Below are 17,194 nucleotides of genomic sequence, written 5' to 3' on the forward strand. Positions count from 1 at the left end.
CATCCGAGGCACATCATGCAGAACGCGCTCTTCGTCGGAGTCTCCGCTCAGGCCGCGCTCGCCCGCGAACTCGACGTCATCGCCAACAACATGGCCAACGTCTCGACCACCGGCTTCAAGGCGCGCTCCGCCCGCTTTCAGGAATACCTGATGCCGGTGGCCTCCGCCGACAGCTTCCAGCGCGGCGACCGGCGCCTCTCCTACGTGATCGACCAGGGCACGCCGCTCGACCTCACGCAGGGGCCGGTGGAGCCCGACGGCAACCCGATGCACGTGGCGCTGCGCGGCGACGCCTTCCTCTCCGTCCAGACGCCGCAGGGCCCGCGCTACACCCGCAACGGCGCCTTCGAGCTCGACGCCCAGGGCAACCTCGTCACCTCGGATGGCTACGCGGTGCAGGGCGACGGCGGCCCGATCACCATCGGCCAGCAGGAGACGGGGCTCGCCATCGCCCCCGACGGCACGGTCTCGACCAATCTCGGCGTCCGCGGCCGCCTGCGGCTCGTTACTTTCGCCAACGCCCAGGCGCTGAAGTCGGAGGGCGCCAATCTGTTCTCGTCCGAGGCCCCCCCCCGGCCCGTCGGCCCCGGTGCCCATCTGGAGCCCGGCGCGCTGGAGCGCTCCAACGTGAAGCCGGTGGTCGAGATGACCCGGCTGATGGACGTGAACCGCACCTACACGATGGTCTCGAGCGTGATTTCGCGCCTCGACGACCTGCGCGGCACGGCGATTCGCCGTCTCGCCGATGTCGCCTGATCGCTCGGCCTGATCGCCCGGAAGGTAGACCCAGATGCGCGCCCTCTACGCCGCCGCCACGGGCATGGCGGCCCAGGAACTCAACGTCCAAGTCATCTCGAACAACATCGCGAACCTGCGCACCACCGGCTACAAGCGCCAGCAGGTGCATTTCCAGGATCTGCTCTACCAGAACCTGCGCCGCTCCGGCTCCTCGACCTCGGACCAGAACACGATCCTGCCGGCCGGCCTTGCGTTGGGCTCGGGCGTGAAGACCACCTCGACCGCCCGCGCCATGACGCAGGGGCCGCTGGCGCAGACCGAGAAGGATTACGACGTCGCGATCCGCGGCGAGGGCTTCTTCCGCATCCGCCTGCCCGATGGACGTACCGCCTACAGCCGCGACGGCTCGTTCGACCTCGACGCGCAGGGTCAGATGGTGAGCCGCGACGGCTACCTGCTCGATCCCGGCGTGACGGTGCCCAACACCGCCACCTCGGTGACGATCTCGGCCACCGGCGCGGTGCAGGCAACCCTTCCGGGCCAGACCGCGCCGCAGGCGCTCGGCCAGTTCCAGCTCGCCCGCTTCGTCAACAAGGTCGGTCTCGAATCGATCGGCGACAACCTGTTCGTCGAGACCGCGGCATCGGGCCCTGCCATCACCGGCCTGCCGGGCTCGGAGGGCTTCGGCAACCTGCAGCAGAACTACCTCGAAGAGGCCAACGTCAACGCGGTCACCGAGATCTCGTCGCTGATCGCGGCGCAGCGCGCCTACGAGATGAATTCGAAGGTCGTCACCGCCGCCGACCAGATGCTCTCGACTACCTCGCAGATGTTCCGCGGCTGAGGATCCGACCCGTGATGCACGCCCTCAGGCCGATCCGCCGCCCCGCCCCGCTCGCCGTCACTCCCTTGTCCCGCGGCGCGATCGGCCGGACCGTGTTCGCACTTGCCGCCTTCATGGCGATGACCCTGTTCGCCCTGCCGCTGATGGCCGCCGGCAATCCACTGCGCCTGCGTGGCGACGTGACCGCGCGCGGCGACACGCTGAGCCTCGGCGATCTCGTGGAGGGCGCGCCGGCCGAGCTCGCCGGGCGGCCTCTGTTTCGCGCACCGGCTCTGGGTGCGATCGGCACGATCCAGGCCCGCCGCATCATCGAGTCCGTGGCCGCCTTCGGCCTCACGGGCATCGAGACCGGCGGCCGCGTGCAGGTCACGGTGCAGCGCGCCGCCCGCCGGGTCGGGCCGCCGGAGATCGAGGCGGCGCTGAAGCGCGCGCTCGAAACCGGCTACGGTCTCGATGCCAAGGCGCTGTCGGTGCGGCTCGACGGCGATGCGCCGGTGCTGCTCGCCCCGCTCGACCTTGATGGGCAGGCGGCGGCGGTCGATGTCACCTACGATCCCCGCACCCGTCGGGTCGCCGGCCTGATCGTGCTCGGGGAGCGGCAGGCTTCGCTCCGGGTCGGCGGCGTCGCGGTCGAGACCCGTGAGGTGGCCGTGCTGACCCGCAGCCTTAACCGCGGCGAAGCGATGGCGAGTGCCGACCTCAGCCTCGAGCGCCGCCCACGCGATGCCGTGCCGGCCGACGTGCAGGGCGCGCCGAGCCTCGTCGCGGGTCAGGTCGCGCAGCGTCCCTTGAGCGCCGGCTCGGTCCTGCGTTCGGGCGACGTGGCGCCACCGGATCTCGTCGCCCGCGGCGAGAGCGTAGCCATCGTATTCGAGACGCCCGGTGTGTCGCTGTCGATGCGCGGCGTCGCCAACGAGAGCGGCCGGCTCGGGGCCAGCGTCTCGGTGACCAACGGCGCCTCGAAGAAGGTGCTTCAGGCCGTGGTGATCGGTCCAGGCCGCGTCTCGGTGGGTCCGGCCCCGCAGCCTCAGCCCGTGCTCCAGGCCAGCGCCGCCCCCTAGGCGGCTCCCCCTCCCCTCGCCCTTCTTCCCGTCTCGCCCGCGCCGGACCCTTCCGATGACCGCTCGCCGCTCCCTTCCCCGTCTCGCCGTGATCCTGGCGCTGGCGCCGCTCGGCGCCTGCAACACCGTGGACCGGCTCTCGCAGGTCGGGGCGACGCCGGCGCTCTCGGCGATCGAGGACCCGACCGCTCAGCCCGGCTACCGGCCGCTGCGCATGGCGATGCCGGATGTCGCCCCGGTCTCCTACGCGCCGAATTCCCTGTGGCGCACCGGTTCGCGGGCCTTCTTCAAGGATCAGCGTGCGGCGCGGATCGGTGACCTGGTCACCGTCAAGGTCAACGTGACCGACCGGGCCAACCTCAACAACGAGACCAAACGCTCCCGTACCAACGCGGAAGGCTTCGGCCTGCCCAACGCCTTCGGCCTGGAGAAGAGCGCGGGCGTGGCCGCAGCCGGCATTTCCCCTGACAAGCTCATCAACGGCACCTCGACCTCGTCGAGCGATGGCGCGGGCTCGGTTCAGCGCGCCGAGACCGTGACCACCAACGTTGCCGCCGTCGTCACGCAGGTGCTGCCCAACGGCAACCTCGTGGTCGAGGGCAAGCAGGAGATCCGCATCAACTTCGAGGTGCGCGAACTGATCGTCGCCGGCGTGGTGCGGCCCGAGGACATCGAGTCGGACAACACCATCGATTCAAGCAAGATCGCTCAGGCCCGCATCGCCTATGGCGGGCGCGGCCAGATCACCGACGTGCAGCAGCCCCGCTACGGCCAGCAGCTCGTCGATATCTTGCTGCCGTTCTGATCGGGGGAGCGCGCCCTCAGTGCTCGGTGCCGGGCCGGTTCGGGCGCGGCGCCTCGCCGTGGGCTTGAGTGAAGGCGGAGCGCTGCGGATCGCGCTTCGACTGCGCCACCCGGCCCCGCTGCCAGATGGCGAAGGCCGCGACGAGGACGATGGTCACGATCGCGAGCAATGGAATGAGCACATCGTTCGACACGGCCATTTCCTCCGATGATTGTGTTCGGGGCCAAGTGGCACGCGAAAGGAAAGTTCCGAATAGTCAAGCCGTCAATGGGCGTCGGAAGTGTGCGGCATGATGACTTTGTCGGACTTCATCGATACGAAATAAGACGGAAGTCCTCGCCGATCGATGCCGTTCGGATCTTGGGTCGGCTGGGGCGGATCGTCACGCTCCCCGCGGACGCGGCCATTTTACGCTCCGGCGCGCAGGATCGAGCCGTAGCGCTTTAGCACCTCACCCCTCGGGTCGCTCGTCGCCGCGGGCGTGGCGCCGGACATCACCCCCATGTCGTCCTCCGCGGCCGAGGAGAGGGCGCCATCCTTCAGCGTCATCACGCCGGACAGCGTCTAGATGTCGAGCATGTGTGTCGTGTAGCGAGCATAGGCCGCCGCCTGCTCATCCTTGCTTCGGGCGCTCTTCTTCGCCTCGTTGTAGAGTTCCAGCGCCTTCTGCGCGGCATGCATGGCTTTCAGGGAGGCGACGCTCTCGAACTCCTTGGCCAGGTCCGGGTCGTCCCTGAACAGCTTCTCGATCTTCTTCTTGTATGGGCTGTCGCTCACGATCGATCCCGACTCGATCCGAACGGAGATCGGATCGTCGATGGGGATGCCCTTCTCTGCGAAGGCTGCGCTCAGCCGGCTCGCGAGGGCATCGGAGCGCGCCTTCAGTCGCTCGTCGAAGGATCGGGTCGCGTTGGCGGCCGCTTCTCGCGCCGTCTTGAGGCCGTCGAAGGCCGCTTGCTCGGGCTCAGGGCGCTTCACCACCGCTGTCGCGGGCGGGAGGCCGCGACTTTTCTGCGCGTCCTGCGGCTGGCCGGCACGCCTCGCCGAGGCATCGAGCGCCGCGCTCGCCCGCGCGGCCGACCCTGCCTCGCGGCTGGCCTCGATGGCGGACATCGACGCTCCCCCCTCTGGACGAACAGGTCCGCTGGGTGTGGTCGCGAATCGACACGGCCCTGGAGCGTGATGCAACCACAAGATCGGTTTTTCGTTGCCGAACCGTGAACGTAGGACGGTCCGGTCGCGCCCGCCGTTGTCAGAGGCTGCGCGACAGCACCAGCGGCCCACCCTGCGCGCCCCGGCCGTACGGCGAGGGGGAGAGCGAGGGGCGGCCGTAGACGGTGGGCGTGCGCGTCTTGGCGACTTCCTCGGCGAGCGCCTTCACCAGCCCCTCGGAAACGGCTCGGGCGGTGGCGAGCACCTGCTGGTTCGTCTCGACTACGGCGGCGAAGCGGTGCTGAGCCGCCTTCAGTGCCTCCAGCCCCTCCGGGGCGAAGCGGGCGAGCGCGATGGCGTTGGCCTTGGCCGCCTCCAGGCCGTTCAGATAGGCGGAGGCGAGTTCGGATTTCGGAGCGGATTCCGTCAGCGCCTGGGCGATCCGCCCGGCCCGCACGCCGTCGCTCTCGCGGATGAGCACGCCTTCCAACTCGCCCATGGTGGCGAGCAATTGTTGCACGAAGCCGAGCGCGGCGGCGCGTTCGGTCAGGCGCACGGGGAGGGTCGGATCAGCGGCCACCGCCCGCCTCCTGCATCCGCATCATCTCGGAATAGACCTGATTGCTGATGCCGACCCCGCCGGTCTTCACGATGGCGTTGGCGTATTCCTTGGTCAGCATCGAGCGCCAGACGCCGCCGCCGGTGCCGTTCTCGCCGAGAGGCCCTTCCGTGCCCGCGCTCTGCGTCAGCTTCTCCATGCTGTCTTCCAGGAACATCTTCTCGAACTCGTCCGCCGTCTTGCGGGCCTTGGCCGAGGCGGTGGCCTTGGCGGTGTCCATCGTGTCCGCGTCGGTCTTGGCCAGCGTGTTGAGCAGGTTCTTGCCGACGCCGACGGCGGCGGAGGCCGCGAAGGTTGCGAGGGGCAGCATGGTGCGGTCTCCCGATGGGAAAAAAGTTACATCAGCTCGATATCGGCCTGGAGCGCGCCGGCCGTCTTGATCGCCTGAAGGATCGAGATCAGGTCGCGCGGGCCGACGCCGAGCGCGTTGAGGCCGTCGACGAGTTCGCGCAGGCTCACCCCCTCCTTGACCAGGGCGAGCTTGTTGCCGTCGCCGGTATCCACCTTCACCCCGGTGCGCGGCACGATCGCGGTCTGGCCGTTGGACAGCGGCGCGGGCTGGCTCACCATCGGCTGCTCGGTGATCGTCACCGTCAGGTTGCCCTGGGCGATGGCCACCGTGGAGACGCGCACGTCGCGGCCCATCACGATGATGCCGGAGCGCTCGTCCACCACCACCCGTGCGGTCTGGTCGGGCTCGACCTTGAGCTGCTCCACCTCGGTAATGAGGCGGATCATGTTGCCGCGGAACTTGGCCGGGATCTGCAGGGTGATCGTCGCCGGATCGGTCGGCTCGGCGGTGTCGGCGCCCATGAAGTCGTTGATGGCCGAGGCGATCCGCTTCGCCGTCGTGAAGTCGGGGTTGCGCAGGGACAGCCGCAGGGAGCGCGCCTCGTTGAGCTTGAATGCCATCTCGCGCTCGATCAGCGCACCGTTGGAGATGCGCCCGTTGGTCGGCACGCCGCGGGTGATCTTGGCGGCCTCGCCCTCCGCCGCGAAGCCTGCGATCGCCACCGAGCCCTGCGCCAGGGCATAGATCTCGCCGTCGGCACCGAGCAGCGAGGTTGCCACCAGGGTGCCGCCCTGGAGCGACTTGGCGTCGCCGAGCGAAGAGACCGTCACGTCGATATGCGTGCCCTGGGTCGCAAAGGGCGGGAGGTTGGCCGTCACCATCACCGCCGCGAGATTCTGGGTCCGCATGGTGGCGCCTCGGGTGTTGATGCCGAGCCGTTCCAGCATCGCCTGCAGCGACTGCTTGGTGAAGGGGATGTTGTTGAGCGTGTCGCCAGTGCCGTTGAGACCGACCACAATGCCGTAGCCTACGAGCTGGTTGGTGCGCACGCCCTCGACGGCGGCGAGATCCTTCACCCGCGACAGGGCGCTGGCCGCGGCCGGCGGCAGCAGGGTCGCCAGGCAGGCGAACGCTGCGACCAAGTGGCGGGCGAGAGAAAAGCGAGGCAGGGGCATCGGAACTCGGCGACCGGATTAGGCGTCTTCACGCCGGGTCGAGCCTTGCCAGGGCCGTGCCAAAAGCTAAGTTTCTCAAATCATTCGGATTTGACCGGAGATGTGCGGTGGTGACAGCGCAGAGAAGAGGCGCATTTCCTGCCGCCCCGGCAGCTTCTGCCGGGTTGTTTACCTGCGCTTAACCGTACCGGCCGATTCCTTCGCCTGTCACCGCTCGTCGTGGATCGGCGGGTGCGAAAAGGCCTCGAACCAACATGCGCGTCGACCCACGCTTTGCCGCTGCCGCCGCGGGCGCGCTCAACGCGACCCGCCGCGCCGCTGCGCCGGGCGCCTTCATTCCCGCCGGGACCGAGGAGACGCCCCGGGCCACGACTGCGGGCACGAGCCAGACGGGCATGCTGACCGGACTCGACGCCCTGCTCACGCTACAGGGACAGGACGGGACCGAGGCGCAGAAGGAGCGCCGCCGCCGCTCGGTGCAGCGCGGGCACGATCTGCTCGACGGGCTCGACCGGCTGAAAGCCGCCTTGATCGGCGGCCGGGTGGCGACGCGCGACCTCCAAGCCATCGCCGGCCGCCTCGCCGAGCGGAGTGCGGAGAGCGGCGATCCCCGTCTCGATGGTCTCGTGGCCGAGATCGAGCTGCGTGCCGCGGTGGAACTCGCCAAGCTCGAGGCGGCGCGGGGCGTTTGAACACGAAAAGGGCCGCACCCCTCTTCGGAGTCCGGCCCATATGATCAGCCGTTCAATCGATTACCAATAATAGGGTCGCGGACGGTAGTAGCCGTAGGGCCGGTAGAACGGCCGCGGGCGATAGTAACCGGGGGGCGGGCCGCCCCAGTAGCGCCGCGGGCCCCAATTCGGGCGGCAAATTCCCCAGGGGTTGGGATGGAAACCCGGTCCGCAGCCGCCGGCGGTGCGCTCGACGAGCGCGTTGTCCGTTGCGGTCGCGAGGGGAGCGGGGCTGAAGGGAGCCGCCTGGGCTGAACCCGCCACAACAAGGCTGCCGGCGATCACCGCAGCCAATGCGAACGCCTTCGCGTGCGTCATCGTACGATTTCTCCGTTCAGGCCGAAGCTTACGGCCGATGTCCAAAGCTAGGTCTTGCTCGATGAACCGAAGCTGACTGGATCTTCTCGTTCGCAGTGTCGATTGGTCATCGCCGCCGGACCCTGTGCACATCGGTGTGATCGAGACACGTGCCCTCGATGTCCTGTCGGTCCCTATCGCCCAGGGTCGACTCCACGCGCCCGCCGATCTGCGGAATGACCTTCCTGCTTCCTCCCTGCGCAGCGTCGCCGCGATTGACGGCTCCGCTTCGATCCTCGACAAGGCTGGCCGCGTGAGCGGGCGCGCGCCGGTCTCGCCGGATCGCAAGGGGAACGTCCGCGCCGCGATGCTGTTCAACTCCTTCGTTTTCCTGCTCGCCTTCCTGCCGGCCGCGCTGGTGCTGCACGCCGCGGCCGAGCGCTACCGGCCGCAGACGCGGCTGCCGCTGCTCGTCGGGCTGTCCTTCGTCTTCTATGCGTGGTGGGACTGGCGCTTCCTGCCGCTGCTCTTGGTTTCCATCGGCGTGAACTGGCTCGTGGCCCGTGCCCTGCCGCGGGATGGCACCGGCTGGCTGTTTCCGGCGGCGCTCGCCGGCAACCTCGCGGTGCTCGGAATCTTCAAATATCTCGGCTTCCTCACCGATCTCGCCGACCTGATTCCCGGCTTCGATCTCCCGCGGATCGACCTCGCCCTGCCGCTCGGGATCTCGTTCTTCACCTTCCACCACATCATGTACCTGACGGACCTGAGGGCCGGGCGCGCGCCGGCCTTCGGGCTGACCCGCTACGCTCTCTACATCGCCTTCTTCCCGCAGGTTCTCGCCGGCCCGCTCGTGCGCTGGAGCGAGATCATGCACCAGTTCGAGGAGCGGCCCTACGCGCGTCCCGACGCCGCCGAGCGGATCGGGCGCGGGCTGATGCTGCTTACCGTCGGGCTTGCGAAGAAGGTGTTCCTCGGCGACCCGCTCTCGGTCTACGTCAACCCGGTGTTCCAGGCGGCGGCCGCGGGCAAGGCGGTGAGCATGGCCGAGGCGTGGCAGGCGACGCTCGGCTTCACCTTCCAGATCTATTTCGACTTCTCAGGCTACACCGACATGGCGCTCGGCCTCGCGCTCCTGTTCGGGATCGTGCTGCCGCAGAACTTCGACGTGCCCTATCGCGCCACCTCGCTCCGCGACTTCTGGCGGCGCTGGCACATGACGCTGTCGCGCTTCCTGCGCGATTACCTCTACATCGTGTTTGGTGGAAACCGTCGGGGCCTCGCGGTCCAAGTCGGCGCGCTGTTCGCCACCATGACGCTCGGCGGCCTGTGGCACGGGGCCGGGCTGACCTTCGTCGCTTGGGGCGCCGCCCACGGCCTCGGCCTCGGGGCGGGCGTGCTGTGGCGCCGAGCCGGCGGATGGATGCCGCATCTGCTCGGCTGGGCGCTGACGGCCGGCTTCGTGATCCTGACCTGGGTTCTGTTCCGCGCGACGTCGTTCGAGGCAGCGCTAACAATCTACAAGGGGCTGTTCGGGCTGGCTCCAACCGGCTCGGGCTTCAAGTGGCGCACCATCGCGATTGCGGCCGCCGTCGCCATGATCGGCCCGACCGCCTGGGCCGCCGTGCACCGCCTGCCTCCGAACCGGTGGCTCGCGGCCGCCTTCGCCCTGTTGTTCGTGGTTGTGCTCCTCAAGATCGGAGACGATGCGAACTACGAGTTCATCTACTTCCAGTTCTGAGATGATGTCCGCCTCCGACAGCGCCGGGCCACGGGACTGGGCGGCCTTCGCGCGCCTGTTCGTGCGGACAGTGGTCGGCCTGATCGCGGGCTATCTCGCGGTGGCGGTCCTAATCGATCCGTACGACAGCGGCCGCTCGACAGTGCTCTCTGCCGGTGCCGTGCGCCCGCAAGGGCCGCGCACCGCCGCGGCCTCGCGGGGGCGCGATCCGACTTTTGAGGGGGCGGTGTTCGGTAACTCCCACATCCAGCTGGTCGAGCCGGCGCGCCTCACGGCAGCAACCGGCATTCCCTTCGTTCAGCTCTCCGTCCCCGCGACCGGTCCCGGGGAACAGCTCGCTCTGCTCGCTTGGTTCCTGCGCCACCATCCGGCGCCGGAGGCGATCGTGCTGTCCGTGGACGATTATTGGTGCACCGACGATCCGGCGTTGCCCAACGACAAGCCGTTCCCGTTCTGGCTCTACAGCCACGAGCCGCTCGACTATCTGCGCGGCCTCCTGCGCTTCTCCGTGGCCCAGGAAGTGGTCGGCCGCATCGGCTGGCTCTTCGGCCCGCGTCGCAAGCGGGCGACCGCGGATGGCTGGTGGGACTACGAGCCGGATTACCTGAAGCTCGGCGCTCTCGACGGCGAGCGCTTCCGCGCCGCCCGCGAGACGCCGGTCCCCGACACGCCGGCTGCGGGCAAGGCGGGGCCGGATTTCCCCGCCGCCGAGCGCCTCGGCACCGCCCTCGCCGCTTTGCCGGCCGAGACGGCCGTGGTCATGGTCTTTCCGCCGGTCTACACCGCCGGCCTTCCGCGCCCTGACACGCCGCGTGACCGTGCCGAGACCGCGTGCCGGCAGGCCATGACGACGGCCGTGCAGCGGCACGGGCGCAGCGCCCTCGTCGATGGGCGCCGCGAGCGGCCGGCCTTGCACGACCCTGCCCTGTTCTTCGATCAGACCCACTACCGGCACGCCCTGGCCCGGCCCCTCGCCGACGAGATTGCAGCGACCATCCTTCGTCTGCGCAAGACGCCCTGAACAAGACGCCCTGAACAAGACGCCGTGAGCAGGGGTGCGCTCGGTATCGGCGAAGAGGCGCCACCTCGAAGGGCCCATCCCACCTCCGACTTGTCAGGGGCGCAAGCCCAGCCTGATGTCGTCGGAGCGGAAACTTGAGCGTGTCGTCTTTGCCGCATTGCGGGAGCTTTTCGCGCGAGACGGTGCATGGCGGCATCCGCGCGTTGTAGAGCTTGCCCAGCTCGATTATAGCCTCGCCGAAGATCGCCGCTGACCGGCAGGGAGCGCGAGGATAAGACGATGGCGAAGGTCACGATCGAGGACGGCTACAGGCCCTCCGACGACGAGCCCTTCATGAATGAGCGGCAGCGCGAATATTTTCGTCGCAAGCTGCTCAATTGGAAGAGCGAAATCTTGCGCGAGGCGCAGGATACCCTCACTGCGCTCCAGAGCGAGAACGAGAACCATCCGGATCTCGCCGACCGCGCATCCTCCGAGACGGATCGTGCGATCGAGCTGCGCGCCCGTGACCGCCAGCGCAAGCTGACGAGCAAAATCGACGCGGCTCTCGCCCGGCTGGAGGATGGCTCCTACGGCTTCTGCGAGGAGACCGGCGAGCCGATCTCCCTCAAGCGTCTCGATGCGCGACCGATCGCGACCCTGTCCCTGGAAGCCCAGGAGCGCCACGAGCGCCGCGAGCGCGTTTACCGGGACGATTGACCGGGCCCGTCACCCGACGCCGGGCTAGAGGCGGCGCCGATCAGCGCCCTCCCGCATCGATCCGAACGAAGCTGCGCACGGGACCCAGGGCGGACTCGCTGCGGGTATCGACCGAGATGCGACCCTGAACGGGTGCGGCGGCCCGGCTCGTGCCGACATCGGCTCCGGCCGTGATGCGGCCCGACAGGCGGATGCAGGTCGTCGTGCCGGGGATGCGGATGAAACCAACGCCCTGACTGGGGCACGACGCCACCGGCATGTCGGAGGGATGCGGCGTGCGCTCGAAGGCGGTCGCCGAGCGGATGCCGGCGAAGAGCGGCGCCAGCGTGAGACATAGGCCGAGACACAACACCGCTTTCCGCATCCTGTCCTCCCCAGACCTCACGAGGCCGGCTCGATCCGCGCGCACGACCATCGACCCGGATCCGATGTCAATAATGCGGTGGAGGCGGCTCCGGAGCGCCGCTGGCGGCTCGAAAGGCGCTCTCCTCGACCTGCTCTTGCACCCGTGCGAGTTGTCGTGTGAGTCGATCGATGACGCCCCATTGCGCGGTGATGGCCGCGTTCAGATCCTCGATCACAGCCTCCTGCTCGGTCAGCCGAATCTCGAGGCGGGCGATTCTGTCGGTGTCGGACGGCATGTCGCTCATCGTCCGACCATGCGCGGAGCGGACGGCTCCTGACAACCGGCGGATAAGCCGAGATTTTTCCGCATATCAATTTCGAATGAGCGGTATGCGTCCTCGACATAGGCGTGAGAGTGTCTGGATCCCACCTAACAGGTGACTTTGTCGTTCGCGTAGCAATTTCATCTAAAAAGATGGATCGTTCCTTTTATCAGTATAGTTGAAATGGGTTGATTTCTCCTGATCATCCTAGCTCTGGGCGGAAGCAGAGCGTTTCCGAGTCAGCGCAACGACGATGAACGCTGATGTCGGTCGGAAGCACGGGCTCGATGCCGGCCGTTGCGCTCGCGCATCCAAAACAATGCTTCGTCCGCAAAAAATCCGAAAAAGTCGAAGGATTATCTCCGTCGTCCCTTGAGGCCTGTGCAGCCAAGGTCGCGCAACGACGACACGTTGCACCATGACCGAGCGCCTCGCCTCCGATCTTCATACCGTGATCCTGCCGGCTCTCTGCTGGAGTCGGCGGCAGCCCGACTTCTACGCGGTGACGCAGGACGTCTCCCGAGAGGGCATCGCCTTCCGCTCCGCGGCCGGGCCGGCGACCGACGAGCACCTCACCTGCAGCATCCGCTACATCGGCCAGGTCGATGCCCGCGTCGTCAGAACCAGCGATAAGGTGTTCGTCGTCCGGCTCATGGCGTCCCGGCAGCGGGTGGCCGACGTCGCCCGGACCCTGGTGGCGCTGGGGCGCGAGCAGGGGCGGACCTTTGAGGCGACGCGCGCGCATCCGCGGATCAGCCCGACGCGCAAGGACGTGCTCGTGACCCTCGCGGATGGCCGCGTTCTGCCGGGTCGGCTGATCAACGTCTCGGCCTCCGGCGCCGCGCTGGCCCTCGACCACACGCTGCCAGCCGGAGCGAGTATCACGATCGGCAGCACGGCCGCGCAGGTCGTGCGCATCTTCCGCGACGGTATCGGCGCCGCCTTCGCCTTCCCCTTCGACCAGGGGCAAGTCCATGCCGGGATCCGGCTCTGATCCGGCATCGGTCGGTACCGTCCGTCCAGACCCTCCACTCCCCTCCCCTCGCATCCCGGCCGCGGAAGGTCTAAGTCCCCGGGCAAGCCCTGCCCGATGACGCGGCCGAAAGCCTGTCCGTGACCGACTACATCAAGAAGATCCTCTCCGCCCGCGTCTACGACGTGGCGATCGAGAGCCCCCTCGATCCGATGCCCCGCCTGACGAAGCGGCTCGGCCGCCCCGTGCTGCTCAAGCGCGAGGATCTGCAGCCGGTCTTCTCGTTCAAGATCCGCGGTGCCTACAACAAGATGGCCTCACTGCCGCGGGAGCAGCTCGAGCGCGGCGTCATCTGCGCGTCGGCCGGCAATCACGCGCAGGGCGTGGCGCTCGGCGCGGCCAAGCTCGGCGTGCGGGCGGTGATCGTGATGCCGCGCACCACGCCGGCGATCAAGGTCGATGCCTGCCGGGCGCGGGGTGCCGAGGTGCTGCTGCACGGCGACACCTTCGACGAGGCCCTGACTGAAGCGCGCCGCCTGGAGGCGCAGTGGGGCCTGACCTTCCTGCATCCGTTCGACGATCCCGAGGTGATTGCCGGCCAGGGCACGATCGGCATGGAGATCCTGCACCAGCATACCGGGCCGATCGAGGCGATCTTCGTGCCGATCGGCGGCGGAGGGCTCGCCGCCGGCATCGCCACTTTCGTGAAGTACCTGCGTCCCGAAACCAAGGTGATCGGCGTCGAGCCGGATGACGCCGCTACCATGGCCGAGGCGATCCGGGCCGGAGACCGGGTGACGTTGCCGAGCGTCGGCCTGTTCGCCGACGGTGTGGCGGTGCGCCAGGCGGGCGAGGAGACCTTTCGACTCTGCCGCGAGCATCTCGACGCGGTAATCACCGTCGATACCGACGCGATGTGCGCGGCGGTCAAGGACATCTTCGACGACACCCGCGCGATCTCCGAGCCGTCGGGCGCGCTGAGTCTGGCTGGTGCCAAGGCTTGGGCGGCGGAGAACCCCGGTGCCGGGCCGCTAGTGGCAATCTCGTCGGGCGCCAACCTCAACTTCGACCGTCTGCGCCACATCGCCGAGCGGGCGGAGATCGGCGAGGAGCGCGAAGTCCTGCTCGGCGTCACCATTCCCGAGCGGCCGGGCGCCTACCGCGCCTTCATCGCCGCGCTGGGACCCCGCGCGATCACCGAGTTCAACTACCGCTTCGCCCAGGGTAGTGACGCGCGCATCTTCGTCGGCATCAACCTGCCCGGCGGCAAGCCGGAGAAGCGCGACCTGATCGCGGCCCTGGAGAGTGCCAGCTACCGCGTCGCCGATATGAGCGACAACGAGATGGCCAAGGTTCATGTCCGCTACATGGTGGGCGGGCGCGCCTCCGGGCTGGCCGACGAGCGGCTCTACCGCTTCCAGTTCCCGGAGCGGCCGGGAGCGCTGATGAAGTTCCTGGAGGCGCTCGGCGACGACTTCAACATCAGCCTGTTCCACTACCGCAACCACGGCGCCGATTACGGCCGGGTGCTCGCCGGGATCGAGGTGCCGGTGGCCGAGCGGGCCCGCTTCGACGCCGCCCTCGAGGCGCTCGCCTATCCCTACGTCGACGAGACCGACAACCCGGCCTACCGGTTGTTCCTCGACAACGGTATCGGCGCGTAGGCGGCCCACCGCGAGGCTTGAAAGCCGGTCCAGCGAGGCCGGGCATGGCTTTCGCATCGCACTGAGGGGCAGCGGCCGTCTTTTCGCTGTCGGCCTGCTTCCTTACGGTGACACCGGCTGGCGCCGCCCGCCGGCCGGAGAATGGAGCGACGACCGATGCGCGCAGCCCCTCTCGCCCTGCTCGCTCTCGTCACGCCGGCCCTCGCCGATCCACCCGAGAGGACTGCACCCGTAGGGGCGGTACCGTCGGCGGAGCCCTCGGTCCTCTCGCAACGCAGCGCGGAGGAATCCATAGCGCGTCAGGCCGAGTTCGACCGGCGGATCGCCGATCGTAGCAACCGCGCCGCACGTTCGATCTGTTCGGGCTGCGGAGCGGGCGCCGAGGCCGCCCCGCGTGGTGCGACCGTCACGCCGGGCCTGCGCAATCCTGGACGGAACGAGGTGAAACCCTCCGATCCGTCCCAGGCGCCGCTCGATTGATCGGTTCGACGGATCTCGAAGGGATCACGCCGCGCTGTGCGCGGGCTGGCTGCGGAACAGAGCCGTGCAGCCGGCATCCCGGTGCATGCTCAGGATGGAGGCCCGGTCGATCTCGGGGTGCTCGGCGAGAACTCGGCGCACGTCCTCCACGACCTTCTCGTAGCGGTGGGCGTCGAAGTCCTTCTCCAGCGGGCTGACGGCGATATAGGCCTCGACCACGAGGACCCGTTCGGCGCGGTCCTTGGTGATATCGACGGCGATCCAGGCCGATTTGACCAGGCGGTTGGCGGCGAGCATGGGACGATCCTCCGATGCCGCCGCGTTATCCGGCGGCTTTCGAAGGGAAGCATGGACCGCGCCGCAAGGCTTGCCAAGGGATTCCACGGCCGTGCAGGGCTTGAATCCTCACGGATCTGGCTCGAATCCCCGTGACATCGATTGCGGGCCGTCCGATCTGCTCGCCTCCTCGAGGCGGTCACCCCATGCCGGCCTCACTGGCGAGGCCGGCGCCTCACGGTGCGATGGTGTCGCGGAACTAAGCCGAGCGCGTCCGTGGAGACTGTGTCGACCCTTGCGATCCCTCCATCCGGTCAGGTGTCGGAGACGATCCGCAAACCCTTGAAGCTGCTGGGGCGGGATGGGGGGGTGTAGCCCGTGGGGCCGTCTTCCGCTTCAATGGCCGCCGATCCCTTCGTGCGTCCCTTCATCAGGGTCGGGCGTGCGATCCAGCGCACCACCTTGTCACCCTCGTAGCGCCCCGCGCGCCGCTCGTCCCTGCGCAAAACCCAGCGCGGATGAACCGCCCCATCTCTGACCATGACCCATCCCCCTCGGGACTCTGCCACCGCAACCAGCGTGCCCCTCGGCGCGTCTCGGTCCCACGGCAGCCCGTGCCCTATGATCAAAGCAGGCAACGATTTCGGGACGATTGCATCCTCCAAATTAGGGATATCCGGCATCATTTGCACTTAAGTAGTAGTGCGCATCCTCAGAGATATTTTGCGGCCCGGTGTCGCGCTGCATCGCCCGGCCGCCACAACCGGCCGTCAACGGGCGCGACGCAACAGTTGACGCAACATGGCCGCAAAAAGCCAAGGCTAACCCGCCTCTTGCGAAACGTCAGACGTCGCGAGGGGAAAGATGCCGAAGATCGCTATCGCCGCCCGAGCCGTTTCGATCATTCTGATCGTGTCCGGCGCTGCTCCCTGTCTTGCGGCCAGCAGCGGACCAGATCCCCGTTCCAGGGACACGCGATCAGCGCCCGGACTCAAGGTCGGCCGTAGCTTGCAGCCCTCCCAGGGAGCGACGAGGGCATCATGCCCCCCACGCTGGCCCTACATCGTCCTGACTTGCGTGGCGTGAGGCGGTCATGACCCTGTTCCTGATCCTGCTCGGCTGCAACCTCGCACTCGGAGTCATCTTCACGCTGATCGCGTCGTCGGTGGAATGAGTGCCTCACAAAACTCCCGGTCACCGACCGTCCTCGCTCTGGCGATGGCAGCGCGGCGGGAGTTTTGCGAGAGACACTAAGCGGAGCGGAGGGCCGCCGAGGTTCGAGCGCCGCGCTTGACCTCGGCACCGGCTTGCGCGCACGAGACTGTATGCTGACGCTTGTTCGCCTGATGGCGTGGATCGTGGCCATCGGCCTCGTCGCCGTGACGCTCTCGCCGCTCGAGGCGCGTCCGGTGGTGGCCTCGCCGACCCTCGAGCGGGCCGGCGCCTACGCGCTGTTCGGCTTCCTTCTTGCGCTCTCCTATCCGCGGCGTTGGGGGATGGCGCTCATTGCCGCCGTCGCCCTCGCCGGAGCCCTTGAAGCGGCCCAGGGCCTGACCGTGAGCCGGCACGGCCGGGTGACCGATTTCCTGGTCAAGGGCGGTGCGGCGATGATCGGCGGTCTCGCCGCGCAGGGATTGCATCTCCTGCTCTCCCGCCGCGCAGCGCGCTGAGATAAGAGGTCGGCAGTCGGATCAGTCGCAGCGCGCCAGGGCACCGACGCCGACATGGCGCAGGCCGTGGCGCTGCGCTTCGTCCGGCGCGTAGACATTTCGCAGATCGACGAGGACGGGGGCGGCCATCAGTGCCTTCAGCCGCGCCAGATCCAGAGCCCGGAACGCGTTCCACTCCGTCACGATCACCAGGGCGTCCGCCCCCTCCGCGCAGGCATAGGCGTCCTCGGCGTAAGCCACTCCCTGCAGCAGCGGCCGCGCCTGCTCCATGCCTTCCGGATCGTAGGC

24 protein-coding genes are annotated in these 17,194 nt (G+C 68.3%); 12 read left to right on the forward strand and 12 right to left on the reverse strand.

The features are described 5' to 3' along the window. The first annotated feature begins 15 nt into the window (after positions 1 to 15). From flgF to flgH, 4 genes are read left to right on the forward strand one after another with little or no spacing between them, the layout of a single operon-like run. Entirely contained in the window at positions 16 to 756 is a 741-nt protein-coding gene (flgF, locus tag FHU13_RS06715; protein WP_183435078.1) for a flagellar basal-body rod protein FlgF, read from the forward strand. A 34-nt stretch (positions 757 to 790) separates the two neighbouring features. Next, the gene (flgG, locus tag FHU13_RS06720; RefSeq protein ID WP_183435079.1) at positions 791 to 1,582 is read left to right on the forward strand and encodes a flagellar basal-body rod protein FlgG; all 792 of its coding nucleotides are present in this window, start codon (positions 791 to 793) and stop codon (positions 1,580 to 1,582) included. Between the two features lie 14 nt (positions 1,583 to 1,596). Next, positions 1,597 to 2,643: a flagellar basal body P-ring formation chaperone FlgA gene (gene flgA / locus FHU13_RS06725; RefSeq protein ID WP_183435080.1), complete on the forward strand. Its 1,047-nt coding sequence runs from the start codon at positions 1,597 to 1,599 to the stop codon at positions 2,641 to 2,643. 55 nt (positions 2,644 to 2,698) lie between these two features. Then, complete coding sequence (flgH, locus tag FHU13_RS06730; RefSeq protein ID WP_183435081.1) at positions 2,699 to 3,448, forward strand: flagellar basal body L-ring protein FlgH; 750 nt, start codon at positions 2,699 to 2,701, stop codon at positions 3,446 to 3,448. A gap of 16 nt (positions 3,449 to 3,464) precedes the next feature. Here the strand turns inward: flgH and FHU13_RS06735 are convergent, their stop codons facing one another. The 6 genes from FHU13_RS06735 to FHU13_RS06755 form a co-directional block, all read right to left on the reverse strand. Further along, a complete protein-coding gene (locus tag FHU13_RS06735) occupies positions 3,465 to 3,647 on the reverse strand; it encodes a hypothetical protein (protein ID WP_210287474.1) in 183 nt (60 codons plus the stop codon). 209 nt (positions 3,648 to 3,856) lie between these two features. Continuing rightward, positions 3,857 to 3,997, reverse strand: a complete 141-nt coding sequence (locus FHU13_RS27595; protein ID WP_246714514.1) for a hypothetical protein — start codon at positions 3,995 to 3,997, stop codon at positions 3,857 to 3,859. 15 nt (positions 3,998 to 4,012) lie between these two features. Continuing rightward, positions 4,013 to 4,561, reverse strand: coding sequence for a hypothetical protein (locus FHU13_RS06740; RefSeq protein ID WP_246714515.1), 549 nt, complete (start codon positions 4,559 to 4,561; stop codon positions 4,013 to 4,015). A gap of 139 nt (positions 4,562 to 4,700) precedes the next feature. Further along, a complete protein-coding gene (locus FHU13_RS06745) occupies positions 4,701 to 5,180 on the reverse strand; it encodes a hypothetical protein (protein WP_183435083.1) in 480 nt (159 codons plus the stop codon). Then, the gene (locus FHU13_RS06750) at positions 5,170 to 5,529 is read right to left on the reverse strand and encodes a rod-binding protein (RefSeq protein WP_183435084.1); all 360 of its coding nucleotides are present in this window, start codon (positions 5,527 to 5,529) and stop codon (positions 5,170 to 5,172) included. The genes FHU13_RS06745 and FHU13_RS06750 overlap by 11 nt, the downstream gene beginning before the upstream one ends. 26 nt (positions 5,530 to 5,555) lie before the next feature. Beyond that, entirely contained in the window at positions 5,556 to 6,686 is a 1,131-nt protein-coding gene (locus FHU13_RS06755; protein ID WP_183435085.1) for a flagellar basal body P-ring protein FlgI, read from the reverse strand. 254 nt (positions 6,687 to 6,940) lie between these two features. Here FHU13_RS06755 and FHU13_RS06760 point away from each other — a divergent pair, with 254 nt between their 5' ends. Further along, positions 6,941 to 7,378 (forward strand): flagellar assembly protein FliX, encoded by a 438-nt coding sequence (locus FHU13_RS06760; protein ID WP_183435086.1) that lies wholly within the window; start codon positions 6,941 to 6,943, stop codon positions 7,376 to 7,378. A gap of 60 nt (positions 7,379 to 7,438) precedes the next feature. Here FHU13_RS06760 and FHU13_RS06765 read toward each other — a convergent pair whose 3' ends face one another. Continuing rightward, positions 7,439 to 7,735 carry a GCG_CRPN prefix-to-repeats domain-containing protein gene (locus tag FHU13_RS06765; protein WP_183435087.1) on the reverse strand — a complete coding sequence of 99 codons (297 nt, stop codon included), beginning with the start codon at positions 7,733 to 7,735 and terminating at the stop codon, positions 7,439 to 7,441. 346 nt (positions 7,736 to 8,081) lie between these two features. On the opposite strand from FHU13_RS06765, the gene FHU13_RS06770 reads away from it, so the two are divergent. The 3 genes from FHU13_RS06770 (at position 8,082) to dksA (ending at position 11,175) form a co-directional block, all read left to right on the forward strand. After that, complete coding sequence (locus FHU13_RS06770; RefSeq protein WP_183435125.1) at positions 8,082 to 9,455, forward strand: MBOAT family protein; 1,374 nt, start codon at positions 8,082 to 8,084, stop codon at positions 9,453 to 9,455. Between the two features lies 1 nt (position 9,456). After that, positions 9,457 to 10,476 carry a hypothetical protein gene (locus tag FHU13_RS06775; protein WP_183435088.1) on the forward strand — a complete coding sequence of 340 codons (1,020 nt, stop codon included), beginning with the start codon at positions 9,457 to 9,459 and terminating at the stop codon, positions 10,474 to 10,476. Positions 10,477 to 10,755: 279 nt separating this feature from the next. Then, positions 10,756 to 11,175 carry an RNA polymerase-binding protein DksA gene (gene dksA / locus FHU13_RS06780; RefSeq protein WP_183435089.1) on the forward strand — a complete coding sequence of 140 codons (420 nt, stop codon included), beginning with the start codon at positions 10,756 to 10,758 and terminating at the stop codon, positions 11,173 to 11,175. A gap of 40 nt (positions 11,176 to 11,215) precedes the next feature. Here dksA and FHU13_RS06785 read toward each other — a convergent pair whose 3' ends face one another. Continuing rightward, on the reverse strand, positions 11,216 to 11,539 hold the full coding sequence (locus FHU13_RS06785; RefSeq protein WP_183435090.1) for a porin: 324 nt from the start codon (positions 11,537 to 11,539) through the stop codon (positions 11,216 to 11,218). Positions 11,540 to 11,606: 67 nt separating this feature from the next. Further along, the gene (locus tag FHU13_RS06790; protein WP_183435091.1) at positions 11,607 to 11,825 is read right to left on the reverse strand and encodes a SlyX family protein; all 219 of its coding nucleotides are present in this window, start codon (positions 11,823 to 11,825) and stop codon (positions 11,607 to 11,609) included. 436 nt (positions 11,826 to 12,261) lie between these two features. Here FHU13_RS06790 and FHU13_RS06795 point away from each other — a divergent pair, with 436 nt between their 5' ends. From FHU13_RS06795 to FHU13_RS06805, 3 genes are all read left to right on the forward strand, one after another. Then, on the forward strand, positions 12,262 to 12,837 hold the full coding sequence (locus FHU13_RS06795) for a PilZ domain-containing protein (RefSeq protein WP_183435092.1): 576 nt from the start codon (positions 12,262 to 12,264) through the stop codon (positions 12,835 to 12,837). Between the two features lie 119 nt (positions 12,838 to 12,956). Further along, positions 12,957 to 14,480: a threonine ammonia-lyase, biosynthetic gene (gene ilvA, locus FHU13_RS06800; RefSeq protein WP_183435093.1), complete on the forward strand. Its 1,524-nt coding sequence runs from the start codon at positions 12,957 to 12,959 to the stop codon at positions 14,478 to 14,480. A gap of 156 nt (positions 14,481 to 14,636) precedes the next feature. Then, positions 14,637 to 14,960, forward strand: coding sequence for a hypothetical protein (locus tag FHU13_RS06805; protein WP_183435094.1), 324 nt, complete (start codon positions 14,637 to 14,639; stop codon positions 14,958 to 14,960). Positions 14,961 to 14,984: 24 nt separating this feature from the next. On the opposite strand, the gene FHU13_RS06810 is transcribed toward FHU13_RS06805, so the two are convergent. Then, a complete protein-coding gene (locus FHU13_RS06810; RefSeq protein ID WP_096485975.1) occupies positions 14,985 to 15,257 on the reverse strand; it encodes a hypothetical protein in 273 nt (90 codons plus the stop codon). Between the two features lie 293 nt (positions 15,258 to 15,550). Continuing rightward, positions 15,551 to 15,778 (reverse strand): hypothetical protein, encoded by a 228-nt coding sequence (locus FHU13_RS06815; protein WP_183435095.1) that lies wholly within the window; start codon positions 15,776 to 15,778, stop codon positions 15,551 to 15,553. Positions 15,779 to 16,561: 783 nt separating this feature from the next. Here FHU13_RS06815 and FHU13_RS06820 point away from each other — a divergent pair. Further along, on the forward strand, positions 16,562 to 16,906 hold the full coding sequence (locus FHU13_RS06820; RefSeq protein ID WP_183435096.1) for a hypothetical protein: 345 nt from the start codon (positions 16,562 to 16,564) through the stop codon (positions 16,904 to 16,906). A gap of 21 nt (positions 16,907 to 16,927) precedes the next feature. Here FHU13_RS06820 and FHU13_RS06825 read toward each other — a convergent pair. Further along, the coding region (locus FHU13_RS06825; RefSeq protein WP_281411591.1) for a UDP binding domain-containing protein at positions 16,928 to 17,194 on the reverse strand (267 nt) is incomplete at its 5' end.

The organism is Methylobacterium sp. R2-1 (genome assembly GCF_014191355.1).
Lineage (GTDB): Bacteria > Pseudomonadota > Alphaproteobacteria > Rhizobiales > Beijerinckiaceae > Methylobacterium.